General features: G+C 41.5%; 15 protein-coding genes. 8 read left to right on the forward strand and 7 right to left on the reverse strand.

Features of this window, described 5'->3' with window-relative positions:
* Window position 1 precedes the first annotated feature (1 nt).
* Complete coding sequence (locus tag UYI_RS0104750) at window positions 2-802, reverse strand: glucosamine-6-phosphate deaminase (protein WP_016865528.1); 801 nt, start codon at window positions 800-802, stop codon at window positions 2-4.
* A 388-nt stretch (window positions 803-1,190) separates the two neighbouring features.
* Between UYI_RS0104750 and der the strand changes: the two genes are divergently transcribed.
* From der to UYI_RS0104770, 4 genes are all read left to right on the forward strand, one after another.
* Complete coding sequence (gene der / locus UYI_RS0104755; RefSeq protein WP_016865529.1) at window positions 1,191-2,552, forward strand: ribosome biogenesis GTPase Der; 1,362 nt, start codon at window positions 1,191-1,193, stop codon at window positions 2,550-2,552.
* A gap of 73 nt (window positions 2,553-2,625) precedes the next feature.
* Window positions 2,626-3,567, forward strand: coding sequence for an energy-coupling factor transporter transmembrane component T family protein (locus tag UYI_RS0104760; RefSeq protein WP_016865530.1), 942 nt, complete (start codon window positions 2,626-2,628; stop codon window positions 3,565-3,567).
* Between the two features lie 214 nt (window positions 3,568-3,781).
* On the forward strand, window positions 3,782-4,858 hold the full coding sequence (hppD, locus tag UYI_RS0104765) for a 4-hydroxyphenylpyruvate dioxygenase (protein WP_016865531.1): 1,077 nt from the start codon (window positions 3,782-3,784) through the stop codon (window positions 4,856-4,858).
* A gap of 693 nt (window positions 4,859-5,551) precedes the next feature.
* Window positions 5,552-6,256 (forward strand): HAD family hydrolase, encoded by a 705-nt coding sequence (locus UYI_RS0104770; RefSeq protein WP_026085739.1) that lies wholly within the window; start codon window positions 5,552-5,554, stop codon window positions 6,254-6,256.
* Between the two features lie 57 nt (window positions 6,257-6,313).
* On the opposite strand, the gene UYI_RS0104775 is transcribed toward UYI_RS0104770, so the two are convergent.
* Window positions 6,314-6,943, reverse strand: a complete 630-nt coding sequence (locus tag UYI_RS0104775) for a CPP1-like family protein (RefSeq protein ID WP_016865533.1) — start codon at window positions 6,941-6,943, stop codon at window positions 6,314-6,316.
* A gap of 687 nt (window positions 6,944-7,630) precedes the next feature.
* Here UYI_RS0104775 and UYI_RS0104780 point away from each other — a divergent pair.
* Window positions 7,631-8,350: a response regulator transcription factor gene (locus UYI_RS0104780; protein WP_016865534.1), complete on the forward strand. Its 720-nt coding sequence runs from the start codon at window positions 7,631-7,633 to the stop codon at window positions 8,348-8,350.
* 329 nt (window positions 8,351-8,679) lie between these two features.
* Here UYI_RS0104780 and UYI_RS0104785 read toward each other — a convergent pair whose 3' ends face one another.
* The 3 genes from UYI_RS0104785 to UYI_RS0104795 all read right to left on the reverse strand — a co-directional run bounded on the left by UYI_RS0104785 (window position 8,680) and on the right by UYI_RS0104795 (window position 10,525).
* Window positions 8,680-8,877: a DUF2811 domain-containing protein gene (locus tag UYI_RS0104785; RefSeq protein WP_016865535.1), complete on the reverse strand. Its 198-nt coding sequence runs from the start codon at window positions 8,875-8,877 to the stop codon at window positions 8,680-8,682.
* Between the two features lie 707 nt (window positions 8,878-9,584).
* Window positions 9,585-10,235, reverse strand: a complete 651-nt coding sequence (gene hisIE, locus UYI_RS0104790; RefSeq protein ID WP_016865536.1) for a bifunctional phosphoribosyl-AMP cyclohydrolase/phosphoribosyl-ATP diphosphatase HisIE — start codon at window positions 10,233-10,235, stop codon at window positions 9,585-9,587.
* Between the two features lie 101 nt (window positions 10,236-10,336).
* Window positions 10,337-10,525: a ChaB family protein gene (locus UYI_RS0104795; protein WP_016865537.1), complete on the reverse strand. Its 189-nt coding sequence runs from the start codon at window positions 10,523-10,525 to the stop codon at window positions 10,337-10,339.
* Between the two features lie 108 nt (window positions 10,526-10,633).
* Here UYI_RS0104795 and hemL point away from each other — a divergent pair, with 108 nt between their 5' ends.
* On the forward strand, window positions 10,634-11,932 hold the full coding sequence (hemL, locus tag UYI_RS0104800; RefSeq protein WP_016865538.1) for a glutamate-1-semialdehyde 2,1-aminomutase: 1,299 nt from the start codon (window positions 10,634-10,636) through the stop codon (window positions 11,930-11,932).
* Window positions 11,933-11,995: 63 nt separating this feature from the next.
* Here hemL and UYI_RS34520 read toward each other — a convergent pair whose 3' ends face one another.
* Window positions 11,996-12,157 (reverse strand): metallothionein, encoded by a 162-nt coding sequence (locus UYI_RS34520; protein ID WP_071588812.1) that lies wholly within the window; start codon window positions 12,155-12,157, stop codon window positions 11,996-11,998.
* Window positions 12,158-12,550: 393 nt separating this feature from the next.
* Between UYI_RS34520 and UYI_RS0104805 the strand changes: the two genes are divergently transcribed.
* Both UYI_RS0104805 and UYI_RS0104810 read left to right on the forward strand, forming a co-directional pair.
* Window positions 12,551-14,167: a serine/threonine-protein kinase gene (locus UYI_RS0104805; RefSeq protein ID WP_026085740.1), complete on the forward strand. Its 1,617-nt coding sequence runs from the start codon at window positions 12,551-12,553 to the stop codon at window positions 14,165-14,167.
* Window positions 14,168-14,803: 636 nt separating this feature from the next.
* On the forward strand, window positions 14,804-15,538 hold the full coding sequence (locus UYI_RS0104810; RefSeq protein WP_016865540.1) for an FHA domain-containing protein: 735 nt from the start codon (window positions 14,804-14,806) through the stop codon (window positions 15,536-15,538).
* A gap of 226 nt (window positions 15,539-15,764) precedes the next feature.
* Here UYI_RS0104810 and recA read toward each other — a convergent pair whose 3' ends face one another.
* Window positions 15,765-16,844, reverse strand: coding sequence for a recombinase RecA (recA, locus tag UYI_RS0104815; RefSeq protein ID WP_016865541.1), 1,080 nt, complete (start codon window positions 16,842-16,844; stop codon window positions 15,765-15,767).
* Window positions 16,845-16,946: the final 102 nt, after the last annotated feature.

Genomic DNA, 16,946 nt, shown 5'->3' on the forward strand with positions numbered 1-16,946 from the left:
GCTACACAGTCCACCTTTCCACCCCTTCACTCCTAATTAAAGTCGCAGAATCTTCATCTAAAAACAAAGTTGCTTGTGGTTGCTTACGAAGAATAGAAGCAGGACATTCTATGTTTATATCTCCTTGCAAAATTTGTTTGACAATTTCAGCTTTATGCTTTCCTGGTGCAAGACAAAGAATTTTTTTGGCAGAACAAATTGTAGGAATAGTAACAGTAAAAGCATATTTCGGTACAGCTTCTAAACTAGGAAAATGGCCTTGTTTTACTTGTTGTTGGTGATTCGCTTGATCTAATTTCACTAGTTTCACGCTATAAGGATCTTGGAAACTAGCCACAGATGGATCATTGAAAGCAATGTGTCCATTTTCTCCCACACCCAAGCAACATAAATCAATTGGTTGTGCTTGCAATAATTTGCTGTAGCGATCGCATTCCAATATAGGTTCTAGAGTGTCACCCTCAATATAGTGAAATTCTTTCAGATTGACTCGTTTATGAAAACGTTCCCAGAGGTAGCGGCGAAAACTAGCAGAATGATCAGCAGAAATCCCTAAATACTCATCCAAATGAAAACAAGTAACCTGCGACCAATCAATACCACCTAATGCTATCAATGCATCAAGGAATTTAATCTGAGAATTACCTGTAGCCAGTAATACAGCAGCATTACCATTTTGTTGTAGAACATCCTGTAAATAATTCTGTGCAATTTCTGCGACATTCTGAGCTAATTCAGTTTCACAGCTATCAATTTGCACATTCAAGTCATTAACACGAAAAACTTTTTTGGCAGTAGACATTGAATTATGAACTATGAATTATAAATTATGAATCAGGGAGTGTGTAAATGATGAACAATGAAAGAGGAAAAATATAATTGATTGTTCATCAATTCTTACTCACTTTTGAATTCTAATAGAAGATTCTTACTACAACAATTCATGAATTATTAGCGAATTCTCTATAAAAAAACTCAGCGCCCCTCTGCGCTGACTCAGCGTTCCTCTGCGTTTGAGATCACTACAATTTTACACAAAGCCGTACTTAACTTAACTCAATCCTGAGCAAGGAAAGCTAAGGGTATCTACAAAGCTGAAATGAGAAACTTTCTACTAATTAAATAGCAAACAGACAAAAAGAACAGCTCTAATCGCTACAATAAAGATTTGCAGTATTCTGCATCAGCTTATGAAACTTCCTATCGTAGCTATTATTGGCCGCCCAAATGTGGGCAAATCGACTCTTGTCAATCGTTTGGCAGGGGAGCAATCTGCTATTGTTTATGACCAACCAGGAGTAACACGCGATCGCACATACTTACCTGCCTTTTGGCGCGATCGCGAATTTATGGTTGTTGATACTGGTGGTTTAGTCTTTAATGATGATACTGAATTTTTACCACTAATTCGCCAACAGGCTATGGCTGCCCTTGCGGAAGCCAGTGCGGCTATTTTTGTAGTTGATGGTCATACTGGGCCAACAGCAGGCGACGAAGAAATCGCTACATGGTTGCGACAACAACCCGTACCCGTACTGTTGGCTGTGAATAAATGTGAATCTCCAGAACAAGGTTTAATGCAAGCTGCCGAATTCTGGAATTTAGGATTAGGTGAACCTTTCCCCATCTCCGCTATTCATGGTAGCGGTACAGGAGATTTACTAGACGCCTTAGTAAATTATTTACAACCAGTCCAGGATATTCCTGACATCGATGAAATCAAAATCGCAATTGTCGGACGTCCAAATGTTGGCAAATCAAGCTTATTGAACGCTTTTGTTGGTGAAGAAAGAGCGATTGTTAGCCCAATTTCCGGTACTACCCGCGATGCAATTGATACCGAAATTGAACGTAACGGACAAATCTATCGTTTGATCGACACAGCCGGAATTCGCAAAAAGAAAAATGTAGAATACGGCCCGGAATTTTTTAGTATCAATCGTGCTTTTAAAGCAATTCGTCGCGCCGATGTCGTTTTATTGGTAATTGATGCTATTGATGGTGTCACCGACCAAGACCAAAAGTTAGCCGGACGGGTAATCGAAGAAGGACGGGCCTGCGTTGTTGTGGTGAATAAGTGGGATGCGGTAGACAAAGACTCTTACACCATCTACGATTACGAAAAACATTTACAAGAAAGGCTGCATTTTACTGAGTGGTCAGAAACTATCTTTGTCAGCGCTTTAACTGGACAAAGGGTAGAGAAGATTTTGGAATTGGTAAATCAGGCAGCCGAGGAACATAAGCGTCGCGTCAGTACCTCGGTAATCAACGAAGTTCTCGAAGAAGCAGTTCGCTGGCATTCGCCACCAGTCAGCCGCAGTGGCAAACAGGGCAAAATTTATTACGGTACGCAAGTTAGCACTCAGCCACCTACAATAGCATTGTTTGTCAATGATGCTAAACGTTTTAACGACAACTACCGTCGCTATATTGAGCGACAATTCCGGCAACAACTAGGATTTAAGGGTACTCCAATCCGATTGATCTGGCGGAGTAAAAAAGCTCGAGATGTGGAAAATGCTAATAATAACAGAGCTACCCGCGTATAAAATTATGAATTCTGAATTATGAATTCTCAATTCAGCAATTCATAATTCATCATTCATCATTCATAATTTCACAATGGATTTACTGCGATCGCTACCAATAGGCCTTTATCTAGAACAACCACAAACTTGGTTACACAAACTCGATCCGCGCATCAAGTTTTTTTGGTTGATGAGCTTTCTGACTACCTACGTTTTTGCTAACAACTTGTGGCGGGTATTACTGGTGGTATTGTTGATTATTGCTACCTTAATCGCCAGAATTCCCAAGCGAGTTTGGCAGCAGCAGATGGGTTGGTTATTAATGCTATGCTTTTTTGTGTTAGTGATTGCTGCTATTAGCCCTGATGGTTTGGGTATAAGCTATCAACCCCGCCTACCAGAAAACGATTTCATTTTAACCGAGCAATCCAATCCTGCTACTTCTACTACTCCAACTCCAACTATTGAAACTTCACCTACTCAGGAGCGACAAAAATATAGTTACGTACTGTTTGAAAAAGGAGCAATAAAAGTAACTCGTCGTTCTTTAGATTTAGCAATCAGCCTAAGTACGATATTATTTACTGTTATTTATAGTACTAATTTATACTTACTAACAACCGCACCGGAAGAAATTACAGCTGCGCTTGAAAGCTTAATGCAACCCCTGCAAAAATTTAATATACCTGTAACTGAAATCACATTAATGTTGACTTTATCGTTACGGTTTATACCTTTAGTCCTAGAAGAAGTACAGAATTTAATTCGCTCGATTATGACAAGAGCAATCAATTGGAAAAAATTAGGATTAAAAGGAGCAGTTAAAGTTTGGATGCTTGTAGCAGAGAGACTTTTGCAAAACCTGCTACTGAGAGCAGAACAAATGGCAAACGCCATGATGGTCAGAGGTTTTACTAGTCCTAATGAACATCGAGTCCAATGGCACGACTTACGGCTCAAAAGACGCGACTGGCTAGCGATCGCAACTTTAATTCTGTTTTGGGGAGTGCGGCTGGCGATAGGTAATGAGGTTTAGTGGAAGTAGTGGAGATGGGGTGGTGAGGAGTGTGAGGAGTGTGAGGAGTGTGAGGAGTGTGGAATAACTACTAACTACTAACCACTAACCAATGACAATTGAGAATTGACAATTGACCAATAACAAATAATCTTGCTTAGGAATGACCAGAAAATCCAGCAAAAAAGGCAAAATAACGAGACAGATAGGCTGTCGTGCTGGATTCTCCTAGCTTATGAAAATTAATTGGGTTCACTTTTACGTGGAAGATGCCAAAGCTTGGCGTGATTGGTTTGTCAGTCATCTTGGTTTTCAGGCGGTTGAAAGTTCGACACTTTTAACCCCCTTTATAAATACAAACAACGGGAGTTGTTTTCACACTTGTACAGAAGCAGTCAAAAGTGGTTCAGTTTGCTTTTTGTTGTCTTCACCACTGTCATCTACAAGTCCAGTGGCAGATTTTCTGCGTCACCATCCCCCCGGTGTAGCAGATGTTGCTTTTGTTATTGAAGATGTAGAAGCTGTGATCGCTCGCGCTCAAGCATACAGTGCTAAAGTCTTACAACCCATCCAACACTATCAACAAGGAGACAGATACATTAAGTGGAGCAAAATAGCTGCTTGGGGTTCTCTGACACATACGTTGATAGAAAAATGGGAAGATAGGGAGAAGATTTCACCCCATCACCCTATCACTGCAATAGATCACATTGTCCTCAATGTCGCAGTGGGTGATCTTGAGCGTGCAGTGACTTGGTATGAAAAAATTCTTGATTTTCAACCCCAGCAGACATTTAAAATTCAAACCGATTACTCGTCTTTGTATAGCCAAGTGATGGTTTCTCGCTACGGCGATGTCCAATTGCCTATTAATGAACCCGCTTCAGCTAATTCTCAAATTCAGGAATTTCTAAATGTTAATCGAGGCCCAGGAATTCAACATATTGCTTTACGAACTGCGAATATTGTAACTGCGATCGCTCAATTTCGTGCTTGTGGTTTATCCTTGCTCCCAGTTCCCCAAAGCTATTACTCACAGCTTAAAGAACGTCCAGAATTTCCCCTTTCTAGTGCAGAACTAGAAGCGATCGCTCAACAAGAAATTTTGGTGGACTGGAACCAAAAGACTCCCCATGCTTTATTACTGCAAATTTTCACCCAGCCTATATTTGGACAGCCAACTTTTTTCTTTGAATTTATAGAACGCCGTCGCCAAGCTCAAGGTTTCGGTGAAGGCAATTTTCAAGCTTTATTTGAAGCGATCGAACGAGAACAAATTAAACGGGGTAGCTTGTTAGAGGCTAAGGAGTAGGGGAAGTGTAGTTCAGTTATCAGTTATCAGTTATCAAATTCTATTACTCACTGCGGCTGGTACTAACCAACCACTAACCACTATTGTACAGACGCGAGGAACATCGCGTCTCTACCCACTAACCCTACCCTTACCTTAAGCCACTACCCTGCCTTAAGCCCTCCGGGTACTCTACCTTGAAGCCGGGCTTCGCCCGTCTACGGGGGTTCGCATACCCTTACCTTAAGCCCATGAGCGCGTCTACGTGACCCAAAGCCCAGCCACTGCGGTGGACTCTTCTGCCGGCATAAAGGAGCCACTGCGCCCTTGGGGGTTCCAACAGTTGTAGCACGTGGCGTCACGTGGCGTCCAAGACTGCGACCCCCTCACCGCTTCGCGTCTACGTGTCTACGGGTTCGTCAGTCGCTCATGGGGGACTCACCGGCCCCCACGACCGACAGGGAGGAGCCAGTGCGGTGGACGGGTTTCCCGGCATAAAGCACCTGGCGTTGAGGATTGGGGGCTAGGGGTCCCCTTTGGGGTTGGGGGAGGGACCCCCCTTGGGGCGCGCTGACTCACCACTAACCACTAACCACTAACAATCAACAACCATCTGATTAGTAATTCTAAACACATTCATTAAATATTTAAAACTCTAACATCACTACATCTGGGCTAGTCTGAAGGTAAATTTTAATGTTATTTTTCAAAAAAATGTTAAGACTTATTACAGACTTCGACGGCCCAATTATGGATGTCTCAGAACGATATTACCGCGTATATCAGTTCTGCTTAGAGGAAATCCGCCGTCCGGGGCAAAAAGTGCAAGAACTTTCTAAAGCAGAATTTTGGCAAATGAAGCGCCAACGCGTGCCAGAAACACAAATCGGTATGATTTCTGGTTTAGATGAGTTACAAGCACAAGAGTTTTCTAGCCTGCGTCGCAAAACAGTACATACAGAACCTTATTTCCGGTACGATCGCCTAGCAGTTGGTGCTGTGGATGCGTTGTTAAAAATTCAACAAGCTGGCATCGATTTAGCGGTGATGACTATGCGCCGAGTTTGGGAGCTAGATTATGCTTTTAAACAGTATGATTTAGGTAAATTTTTCCCCGAAAATCGCTGTTATTGTCTGAGTAATGACTATGTAAAAACCCGTGACATTGATGATAAACCCTTATTAATGGCACGAGCATTAAAAGAACTACCAACTGCTACAGATACATGGATGGTAGGAGACACAGAAGCGGATATTACTGCTGCCAAAAAGAACGGTATAAAGGCAATCGGAGTGGAAAGTGGTATTCGCGATCGCGCACAATTAAAACTTTATCAGCCAGATTTTATTGTTAAAGATTTCAGTGTAGCTGTTGATTTAGTTTTAGAGCCAGCGTTACAACTCACTAGAACTTGGTAATAGATAATGGGTAATGGGTAATGGGCCGATTACCAATTACCTATTACCAATTACCTATTACTTAAGGAAACTACTAATTAACCACAACAATACAAAAGTCACTACCGTAGAAAATTGGTTTGGTGTCAAACTAACAAACTGCTGTATTTGTGGTATTGCCCAACTAGCAATCATTCCTCCGGCAATTAAACCTGTGATTAAACCAAATAGGATAAATAAAACTGCTCGACCAAACTTACCTTCCTTGCGATTGATGAAGTAAATACTAATACCTACACCAACCACTAACGCCATCGATAAAATTTGATCGCTACCACCTGGATAAAATACGCTTATAGCACTTAAACCCAGATACCAAATACCAGGTAAAAGCACATCGGCTGGTGTTGGTTTATCTAGAAACTTTTGCAGCCAGACAGGCGACTGTTCGCGAGAGACGGGAGTTTCTTTCGGAGGTGCTTGTACAAGGCGTTCTGGAAATCGGATACGTTCAGGTACTTTAATCTTTCCTTCTTGGCGCATCCGCAAGCGATCCATCAAAATCGCATCGTAAGCTGCTTCGATGACTTCTACACGCTTGCTATCGCCGCTATATTGCTGCAAGAGGCGATTACGAACATCTTGAATTTCATCGAAGCTAGCTTCTTCAGATACCCCAAGTTTTTCGTAGGGACTTTGCTCGCTCATGGTGAGTTTATTACTTTAGCCTTTCTCGGCAGCAGTCTTTAATTTGCAGAAAAAATAACTTGAGATTTTGTGTCGGTCGAAACCAATGTTTCGGTCGATTTATATATCATACCTGGATAGTAGCATGGGTAAGCAGAATCGACCTGGTAGTTTTAACTATAGACACTTTAACATATTGCCATAACTCCGTGTATCCCCTCATGTCGTTCACAATTTCAAGCTCTACTCTAGAATTTAAGTTAAAAATACCTAAAAGCCTTTCTTTTATGAAAGAAATATCTTTTATATTTCAAATTTGGTTGTTGACTGTACCTTGATAAAGTTTTAAATAGGAAGCCTTACATTCCCATGTGTCATAAAGCCGCATATAGATTTAAAATTAATAGCGTTGAAATTACTAAGTAAGTGCGATACAAAAGTATCTTACTTGACTTAGGTTTGTGGCTGAAGTGAGAGCATCTACTTAACTATAAACCAAGGTTAACAACTATTAGCCTAAAACACTTCAGGGTGGCATTATGATAATATTCGCACTCTAGTTGTCGAAAATCCTGATTAAACTAGTATTTGGATTATCAGGAAATTTATGCCTTAACCTTGTAGATTTTATTTGCTCCTAAGCAGGAAATGCGTTTTTAGCGCGACCTGTATGTTTATCCTAATAACTTTTTGTGCAAAGTGATGGTCATGGCTCCCGCCAAGATTCTTGTAGTTGATGACGACCCTGCGGTTCGGAATTTAATCCAACGCTTTTTGATGAAGCAGAACTATCAGGTGGAGGCTGCTGAAGATGGTAAAACTGCTCTAGCTCTGTTTGAGCAATTTAATCCAGATTTAGTCATTTTGGATGTTAATTTACCAGACGTGATCGGCTTTAACCTCTGCCAAGAAATGCAAAGCCGCAATGGTGTTTTTGTTCTGATGTTAACTAGCCGTGCAGATGAAGCTGACAAGATTCGCGGCTTTTCCAAAGGTGCTGATGACTATCTCACCAAGCCATTTGGTCTGGGAGAACTGGAAGTCAGAGTTGCAGCTATTTTGCGGCGTCAGCGGGTTGTAACCACAGCAGAACAAAAACGCCTCATCTTTGAAAAGTTGATGATTGACCCGGTGCGGCGAGAGGTAACGCTCAATCATGAACCAGTACCCTTAACCGCCTTAGAGTTTGACTTGTTGCATTTTTTGGCTAGTCATCCAGGTCGAGTTTGGCGAAGAGCTGAACTAATCCAGGAAGTGTGGGATTATGAATACGTCGGCGACCAACGGGTTGTGGATGTACACATAGGTCAAATTCGCAAGAAAATAGAAGTTGATGCTAGCCAGCCAGCATTAATTCAGACTGTACGTGGTGTTGGCTACAAATTTGAATGTCCTCCTCAATCTCAACAGCCTGACAAACCACAATAGTCATTAGTTGTTAGTTGATAGTTGATAGTTGGTAGTTGTTTGTAATCACAACCAACAAACAACTACCAACTATTAACAATTGTCACTAGTTTTGCGACCTAGAGCAACTACTTGAAATTTCATACAGCTTTGCTTGATTTTTTGGTTTTGATGCTTACCCTAAACCAATGGCCGCTTCTGTTCACGAAAAATTAGCTATTTGGATTACCATGTGTAAAATGTGACCTAAAGAGCATAATCCATTTATAGCACTACTTAATTGAAGCACCCATGACCAAGCTGTCTACTAAATTAGCTTTTAGGCATAATTTAGTCAAAGATATTTCTACTTAGCAGTGATGAAACAAAGTTTCTAAATATACACGAGCAGCGCGGCGATCGCTATCCCCATTTTGGAGTAAAAACAACGACAGCGCTGCCGTTAATACTCGGTTTTGATCCCAATCAGGATGCTTTTCTAAGTAGGTTTTGAGAGACTCATGTAGTGTTTCAGGAATTTCTGTAAAAATGCTGACAGTTGTATTCATGAGGTTTTTCTCCTTGGCAGTGTCCATTGACTAGGAAATCTTGCTTTGAGTTAGAGCCACAGGATGAGAGTGTGTAGTCCTTTGCCTGTCCAATAATTCTGTAGTCAAGTCAAGCAATTTTGGATTTAAGATTTGCGATTTTGGATTAAGTAATCCAAAATCCGTCTTGAAAAGCTTTGAGGTTCCCTCCGGGACGCTTCGCGTCTACAAACTTTTCGCAAAATCCAAAATCTAAAATTGGCACGGTCAATGGTCATTTCACACAGACATTCAGAGCAGATTAAAAAGGTAAGCCGCATCATTTTGCGGCAAAAGGGGGTAGGGTTGTCAATGCTGCGAAATGTTAAGAACAAGTTTATGAAAAAAATATACTTACGAAATTATAGGGCTTTTAAGTATTTTTTGTAATACTTCTTAATAGAAACTCAGTCTTATATATCTTCAGCAGTTGTGAATAAACAATCCCCAGGCAAGAGTTAGGAAGCCCATACCATCGTCGAGTCTCTGTGGAAAACTAGGAAATAGCCTGTGGAAACTCTGTGGAATCAGTGAGGAAAATTTCATAGAATAATAAGAATTACAAAAAGATTAGATTTGTTTATTTTGATAATTAGTTTTTAGTCATAGTTCTCTGACAAAATGTGAGCCACGTAATCAGTTATCAGTTATCAGTTATTGTTCACTGTTCACTGATAACTGTTCACTGATTAACGACGACGCTCCTGTAATTTACGATACACAGATTTCAAGTCAACTTGATGGTGAGCAAGAGCGACCAGGGTATGGTAAAACAAATCTGCAACCTCTGCTGCGATCGCATCGTCATCATTATCCTTAAACGCCATGACGACCTCTGCGCTTTCCTCGCCAATTTTTTTCAAAATCTTGTTATCGCCACCTGCCAATAGTTTACAAGTGTATGAACTTTCCTGAGGATAATCACGGCGATCGCAAATTACAGCAAATAATTGTGACAAAGTATCAGCAGGTGGTGGAGTGATTTTCCCTTCTACCTGATGAAAACAACTGCGTTCACCAGTATGACAGGCAATCTCTCCCACCTGCTCAACTCCAATTAATAGTGCATCACTGTCACAGTCGTAACGAAGACTTTGCACCTTCTGAACGTGGCCAGAAGTTCCTCCCTTGTGCCATAACTCCTGACGGGAACGACTCCAAAACCAAGTTTCTCCTGTTTCTAAGGTCTTTTGTAATGACTCCCGATTCATCCACGCCATCATCAAAACAGTACCATCTAGATAGTCTTGGACAATTGCCGGGACAAGACCGTGCGAATCGTAGCGAATTTGATCAACAGGGATAACTTGGTGTTGGGGATTGCTTGCAGAAAAAAACATACCAGCTGCTTGAAAAAAAGCGAGAATGATTCATGGGTTCACGATACCATTCTAAAGAGGGCAACTGGCATTTTGCGCCGGAAAATATTTTCTAGTCAGCCTTAGACAACATAACTCTTATGCATAGCAGACTGCATCTTAACAGCACTTAAAGCGACCTGATGAGCCTTTGTAGCTTCACCATACCAATGAATAGCCGAGTTATAAGCCGCCCGGTAAATATCCTGGTATGCCTCGGATAAGCGAGTGCGAATCTCCACAGGCAAGTCTTGGTTGGACTTGTATAACATATTGTTATTTTCTTGGTTCGGATAACTTTATACGATATAAGTTCTGAGAAGACTTAACCCCTATCCCAAGACAGACCTTTATTATTTCCCACCGTTTAGGAGAGAACCTTGGTAAATACAACAATTAAAACAACAAAATCACAAGAAATCTTCGCTGCTGCTCAAAACCTCATGCCAGGAGGGGTAAACTCTCCAGTTCGCGCCTTCAAATCTGTGGGAGGACAACCGATAGTTTTTGATCATGTTAAAGGCGCATACATTTGGGATGTAGATGGCAATCAATACATCGACTACGTAGGTACTTGGGGACCAGCTATTTGTGGTCATGCTCACCCAGAAGTGATTGCAGCGCTGCATGAAGCCCTAGAAAAAGGCACTAGTTTTGGTGCGCCTTGCGTACTGGAAAATGTCTTAGCAGAAATGGTGATCGATGCTGTTCCTAGCATTGAAATGGTAAGATTTGTTAACTCCGGCACTGAAGCTTGTATGGCAGTATTGCGATTAATGCGGGCTTTCACTGGACGGGAAAAAGTCATCAAATTTGAGGGTTGCTACCACGGTCATGCTGATATGTTTCTGGTAAAAGCAGGTTCCGGTGTTGCTACCCTGGGTTTACCAGACTCTCCTGGCGTTCCCAAATCGGTAACAAGTAATACTCTAACTGCACCTTTCAATGATTTGGAAGCCGTCAAAGCTTTGTTTGAAGAAAACCGTGATCAAATCGCTGGAATCATTCTAGAACCAGTGGTAGGTAATGCTGGGTTCATTCCTCCCGATGCTGGATTCTTAGAAGGATTACGGGAACTTACCCACGAACACGGTGCTTTATTGGTATTTGACGAGGTAATGACAGGTTTCCGTATCGCCTACGGTGGCGCTCAAGAAAAGTTTGGTATTACCCCTGATCTGACAACCTTAGGCAAAGTTATCGGTGGTGGTTTACCCGTAGGAGCCTATGGTGGCCGTCGGGATATCATGTCAATGGTAGCCCCTGCTGGCCCGATGTATCAAGCAGGGACTCTTTCTGGTAATCCCTTGGCCATGACTGCGGGTATTAAGACCCTGGAATTACTACAAAAATCTGGTACTTACGAGTACTTAGATAAGATTACCAAGAAGTTGGCAAACGGTTTGTTGCAAATTGCTCAAGAAACTGGTCATCCAGCTTGCGGCGGTTCCATCAGTGCTATGTTTGGTTTGTTCTTTACTGCTGGTCCCGTTCATAACTACGAAGATGCCAAGAAATCTGATCTGGCTAAATTTGCTCGTTTCCATCGCGGTATGTTAGAGCATGGTATTTACTTGGCACCATCACAATTTGAAGCTGGATTCACTTCTTTTGCTCACACAGAGGAAGATATTGACAGAACGTTAGAAGCAGCTAGGGATGTAATGTCTCAACTGTAAAAATAGCAACCCCGCCCACTAGTGGGCGGGGTTGAAGTTTATATAAGCAGGAATAACAGCTAACTAACAGCCACAACCACTGTGACCACAGCCTTTCGTCGTTTTATGGCCGTCAGCACAGGCTTCACAGCAGTAGTATTTACTATCTTTTTGAATCGCATCTTCAATAGAAACGATGCATAGGCAAGATTCACAGGCACATTTCATTTGGGTTACGGTAGTCATTGCTTTCTCCTTTATGTCCTCTCGTCAAAATATTAATATACTTGAACATATATTCATGTATGCACTTAATAAAAGTTTAATTGGTTACATAATCTGCCTGGGGCAACAGATGCTTGATCTTGGGTAATGGGCCAATTACCAATTACCCATTACCCATTACCAAAGCGGTGGGACGATTTTCCTCCCCACCCACGAGGGGATAGTGTTTCCCGCCGCTTTTAATAAAATTACGTAAGTCTACTATTGCTTCATCTCAGCTTAGCCTAGCTTTAGCAACTCTTCAAAGGATTTCCAGCAAAAATTACCTGGTGAAAGTAGCTTTTGATCTAAATAATTGAGATCGGAGTGAGTGTAACACTCCCCGTGAATCTTCGTGCAGCGAGTTGACAGTGCATGAGCTACTGCGTAAATCCTAACTGTCCCAATCCAGAAAACTTGGCGTATAGCGAGAGGTGTCAGTCTTGTGGCTCGCGATTGCTGTTACGTTCGCGCTACCGGGTAGTAAAAGCTCTAGGTCAAGGTGGTTTTGGAGCAACCTTTTTAGCCAATGATGAAGCCTTACCAGGCGAACCGAGTTGCGTAATCAAGCAATTACGTCCATCAGGAACCGCACCCCACGTTCTACAAATGGCACGGGAGTTGTTTGAAAGAGAAGCTGTGACTTTAGGCAAGATTGGCAATCATCCGCAAGTACCACGCTTGCTAGATTACTTTGAAGAGCGCGAACAATTCTATTTGGTTCAGGAATATATTAGCGGCTCCACCATACAGCAAGAGGTTAAACACATAGGAGTATTCACTGAAGCAGCAGTGAAGCAATTTTTGAGTGAGATCCTGCCATTACTGGAATATATACACGAACGCAAGGTAATACATCGTGATATCAAACCTGCCAATATAATTCGCCGCGCTCAAGATAGTAGATTAGTCCTCATAGACTTTGGTGCTGTTACCAACCAAGTCAGACAAGCTGTGGTGAACTACTCAGAACACACAGCATTAACTGCATATGCAATTGGCACTCCTGGTTTTGCGCCTCCCGAGCAAATGGCAATGCGTCCAGTCTACGCCAGTGATATCTACGCCTTGGGGATTACATGTGTTTATCTACTAACCAGCAAATCTCCTAAAGATTTGGAATATAACCCCACCACAGGCGAAATTATATGGGAACATCACGTACATGTGAGTGACCATCTAGCAGACGTGTTGCGGAAAATGCTGGAAGTCTCTGTACGCAATCGCTACCAAACAGCCGAAGAAGTACTCAGAGCATTAGAACTAGAACCGTATTTAGAGAGTTTGTCGAAAAGTTTGGTTTCTCAACCAAGCGGCGGTGTTAAAGAACGAACAGTTCAGCGTTTAGAAGATTCTGGTATTTATAGCAGCAATCCTTCCGGTGTCTCTGGCATGAGTGTGGCACAGGTAGCAGCAGCAATTCGAGCAAGACGGGCTAAAATCACAGAAGGTGCTGGTGTTACCCATGCAGGGGGAACACGACAACGAACGCTAACCACAAAATCAACGACTTTGGCTAGCAGTTGTAGTAGTTCTCAAGGTCAAAAAGCTCAGGCTATGCGCCAATTAGATAGCCAAAATTTGATTGCAGCTTATCTAAAAGGGAGACGAGATTTTGCCCTACATAATTTAAATTTGCTCAATTTGCAAGGTGCCAATTTATCAGAAACAAATTTCCATTCTTCTCAACTGCAAAGAGTCAACCTCCAAGGAGCTAATCTCCACAATAGCGATTTTGGCAGAGCTAGTCTCAATCGAGCGAATCTTAGAGATAGTAATTTAACCAAAGCTTACCTGAATAATGCTGATTTAGAAGGAGCAGACTTACGAGGCGCGGATCTCAGCTATGCCTATCTGCAAAACGCCAACCTGCGGGGAGCTAATTTGTGTGGCGCTAATTTGACTGGTGCGAAAATTTCTGAAGAACAACTAGCACTAGCCAAAACGAATTGGATGACGGTACGTCCCAATGGCAGACGAGGGTTGTTATAATCCCTCTGTTAAGAAAGAGGGTACAGGGCAGAGGGCAGAAGGGAAGAAGATTTGCTTTGTTTCTTTCATTCGTAGCTCCTGGTGTGCCACCAGTGCGCCTGCTTCTAAGAAACATTTCTGTTTATTTAACGTGAGTTCGATTAATATTATCAGACTAAAAAATTGAATCGCCCACAAGTAAATCAGTGAACAGTTATCACCCTCGTCACCAGGTTGAATCTGGTAACAAGTTGGGAATTGCTTTGTGTAAATTCAATTGTTTAATCAGTATTGTTTAAATAAACAGTCATATAACATTCCTAAATCATTCGTGAAAGACAAGATCCCCGACTTCTTAAATAAGTCGGGGATCTGGGCTTTGCTATTCTCACAAATCATATAGGATTGCTATATATTATTAAGCTAACTAAAGCAAATATTCTAAATCTTTTCTCAACATTAAGTAGTATTGCGGTTACTTTAAACTGAAGAGAAACTTTAATCTGGGAGAGGGAAAAGTTCATGATTGTCTATTGCTTGATGCTTAAACTTACAGCATCAAGCATGTCAGACACTGTTTCAGATTATAAGATTCAGAATAATTGTTCATAACTGACTTCAAAAATAGATATTTTTTAGCAATATAAAGGCTAATATATGATTGCTGAATTTTCAGAAAATGAATTAGAAAAGCGGCTGAGTTTATATCAAGTATTCCTTAAGTTGTATGAACACCATAGTAGCTTTTTAGATGAAATTCTTCAGTTAGAAAATTTACCTCAGCCGTCGTCTACAGGAGTGCAGGGGTGTTATCTACAAGGTGTAATTGATGGTTCTGCTGTTTATGTTATTACTAATTTATGTGAGAGTAAGACGCAAACATTATTACAACCACAGTATATTTGGACTATAGGGCGCGATCGCACCTGTGGTATTTGTGTTTGTGACAAACGCGTGTCTCGACGTCATGCAGCTATTCAGTATATTGAAAATGCTGATTACTCAGGCTTTTACCTTGTTGACTTTAGTAGTACCAATGGTACTTTTGTGAATGGCGAACCTGTTTATCGCCCAATCAAACTACAAGATGGTGATCATATTCGGCTAGGTAGCATGACTTTTTCTTTTTATATGAATTTGACACCACCCCAAGTATTGCCTAGAGTTGCAGTTGAGTTATTGATGCAACTAGTTACACGCAAAAGTGGTGATGGTGATGAGGCACAAATAAATAGAAAAGTATCTCTGGAGAACTTAGATAATACTTTAGAAGCTTTGAGAGAGATTCCAATAATTAATAGTGAAGAAATTGCAGTATCGCTAAGTCAAAAACAGCAATCAGAAATTTTAGATAATTTCTTCAGTAAACAAATGCCTAGTAATTCTATATAATGACTGTTTTTACAGATTTGATGATTATTTTATTAACTTTGACTACATAACCCCGACTTCTTTGAGAAGTCGGGGTTCGTGTTTTTCTGGCAGAAAATGCTTAGCACTTAGCAGTTAGTTTTTGACTACTAATGTACAGACGCGAGGAACATCGCGTCTGTACCTACTAACTAATAACTACTGTACAGACGTGCCATGGCACGTCTGGTACAACCACTAACCAATACTATTCTTCTTCAGAAGCATCATCCATATCTTCGTCTTCGTCTTCGTTTGTCTTCCTAACAGAGTTAGCGGAAACAACAGCTCCTTTTTCTAATTTTTCCCGTACTATTTGCTTAATTTGTTCAGCAAATTCCGGTTTTTCTTCTAAGTACTTAATGGCGTTATCTCGACCTTGGGAAATATTGTCGCCATTGTAGCTATACCATGCTCCCTTGCGGTTGAGTACGCCAGTTTCTTCTGCTAAATCCACAAGACAACCCAAGGTAGAAATACCTCTACCAAAAATAATGTCAAATTCTGCAACTCTAAAAGGTGGCGCGACTTTATTTTTAGCAACTTTGACTTTGACGCGATTACCAAATTCCTCGGTTCCTTTTTTCAGGGTTTGAATCCGACGAATATCCAAGCGTACCGAAGCGTAATATTTAAGAGCATTACCACCAGTTGTAGTTTCTGGATTACCGTAGCTAACACCAATTTTTTGTCGTAACTGGTTGAGGAAAATTACTGTGCAACCAGATTTACCAATATTACCAGTTATTTTACGCAGAGCTTGGCTCATCAATCTTGCCTGAAGACCAACGTGGGCATCGCCCATATCACCTTCGATTTCCGCGCGAGGAACTAAGGCTGCTACCGAGTCAATGACAACTATATCTACTGCTGCTGAGCGAACGAGTTGATCGACAATTTCTAATGCTGCTTCTCCTGTATCTGGTTGAGAAACCAATAAGTTTTCTGTATCTACACCTAAAGCTGCGGCGTAGGTGGGGTCGAGGGCGTGTTCTGCATCAACATAGGCAGCAATACCGCCATTTTTTTGTACTTCTGCAACGGCGTGTAGTGCTAATGTCGTTTTACCAGAACTTTCTGGGCCATAAATCTCTATCACTCGACCTTTGGGTAAACCACCGCCTAATGCCAAATCCAATGTCAGCGCCCCACTGGAAATGGTTTCTACCCGCATCCGGGTAGCGTCGCCCAAGCGCATGATTGTTCCTTTGCCAAAAGTACGCTCAATCTGGTTGAGTACCATGTTGAGCGCTTTTTGCTTGCCAGCATTATCAGTATTAACAGCCATTCCTACCTCTATATATATGGATTTAGGGAGTGTTGCTTGGGAAGATTTAATAGAACAGATATACTATTTTGACATTTTCCTGCGGCTAATCGCTACATAGTT

Source organism: Fischerella muscicola PCC 7414 (assembly GCF_000317205.1).
Taxonomy (GTDB): domain Bacteria; phylum Cyanobacteriota; class Cyanobacteriia; order Cyanobacteriales; family Nostocaceae; genus Fischerella; species Fischerella muscicola.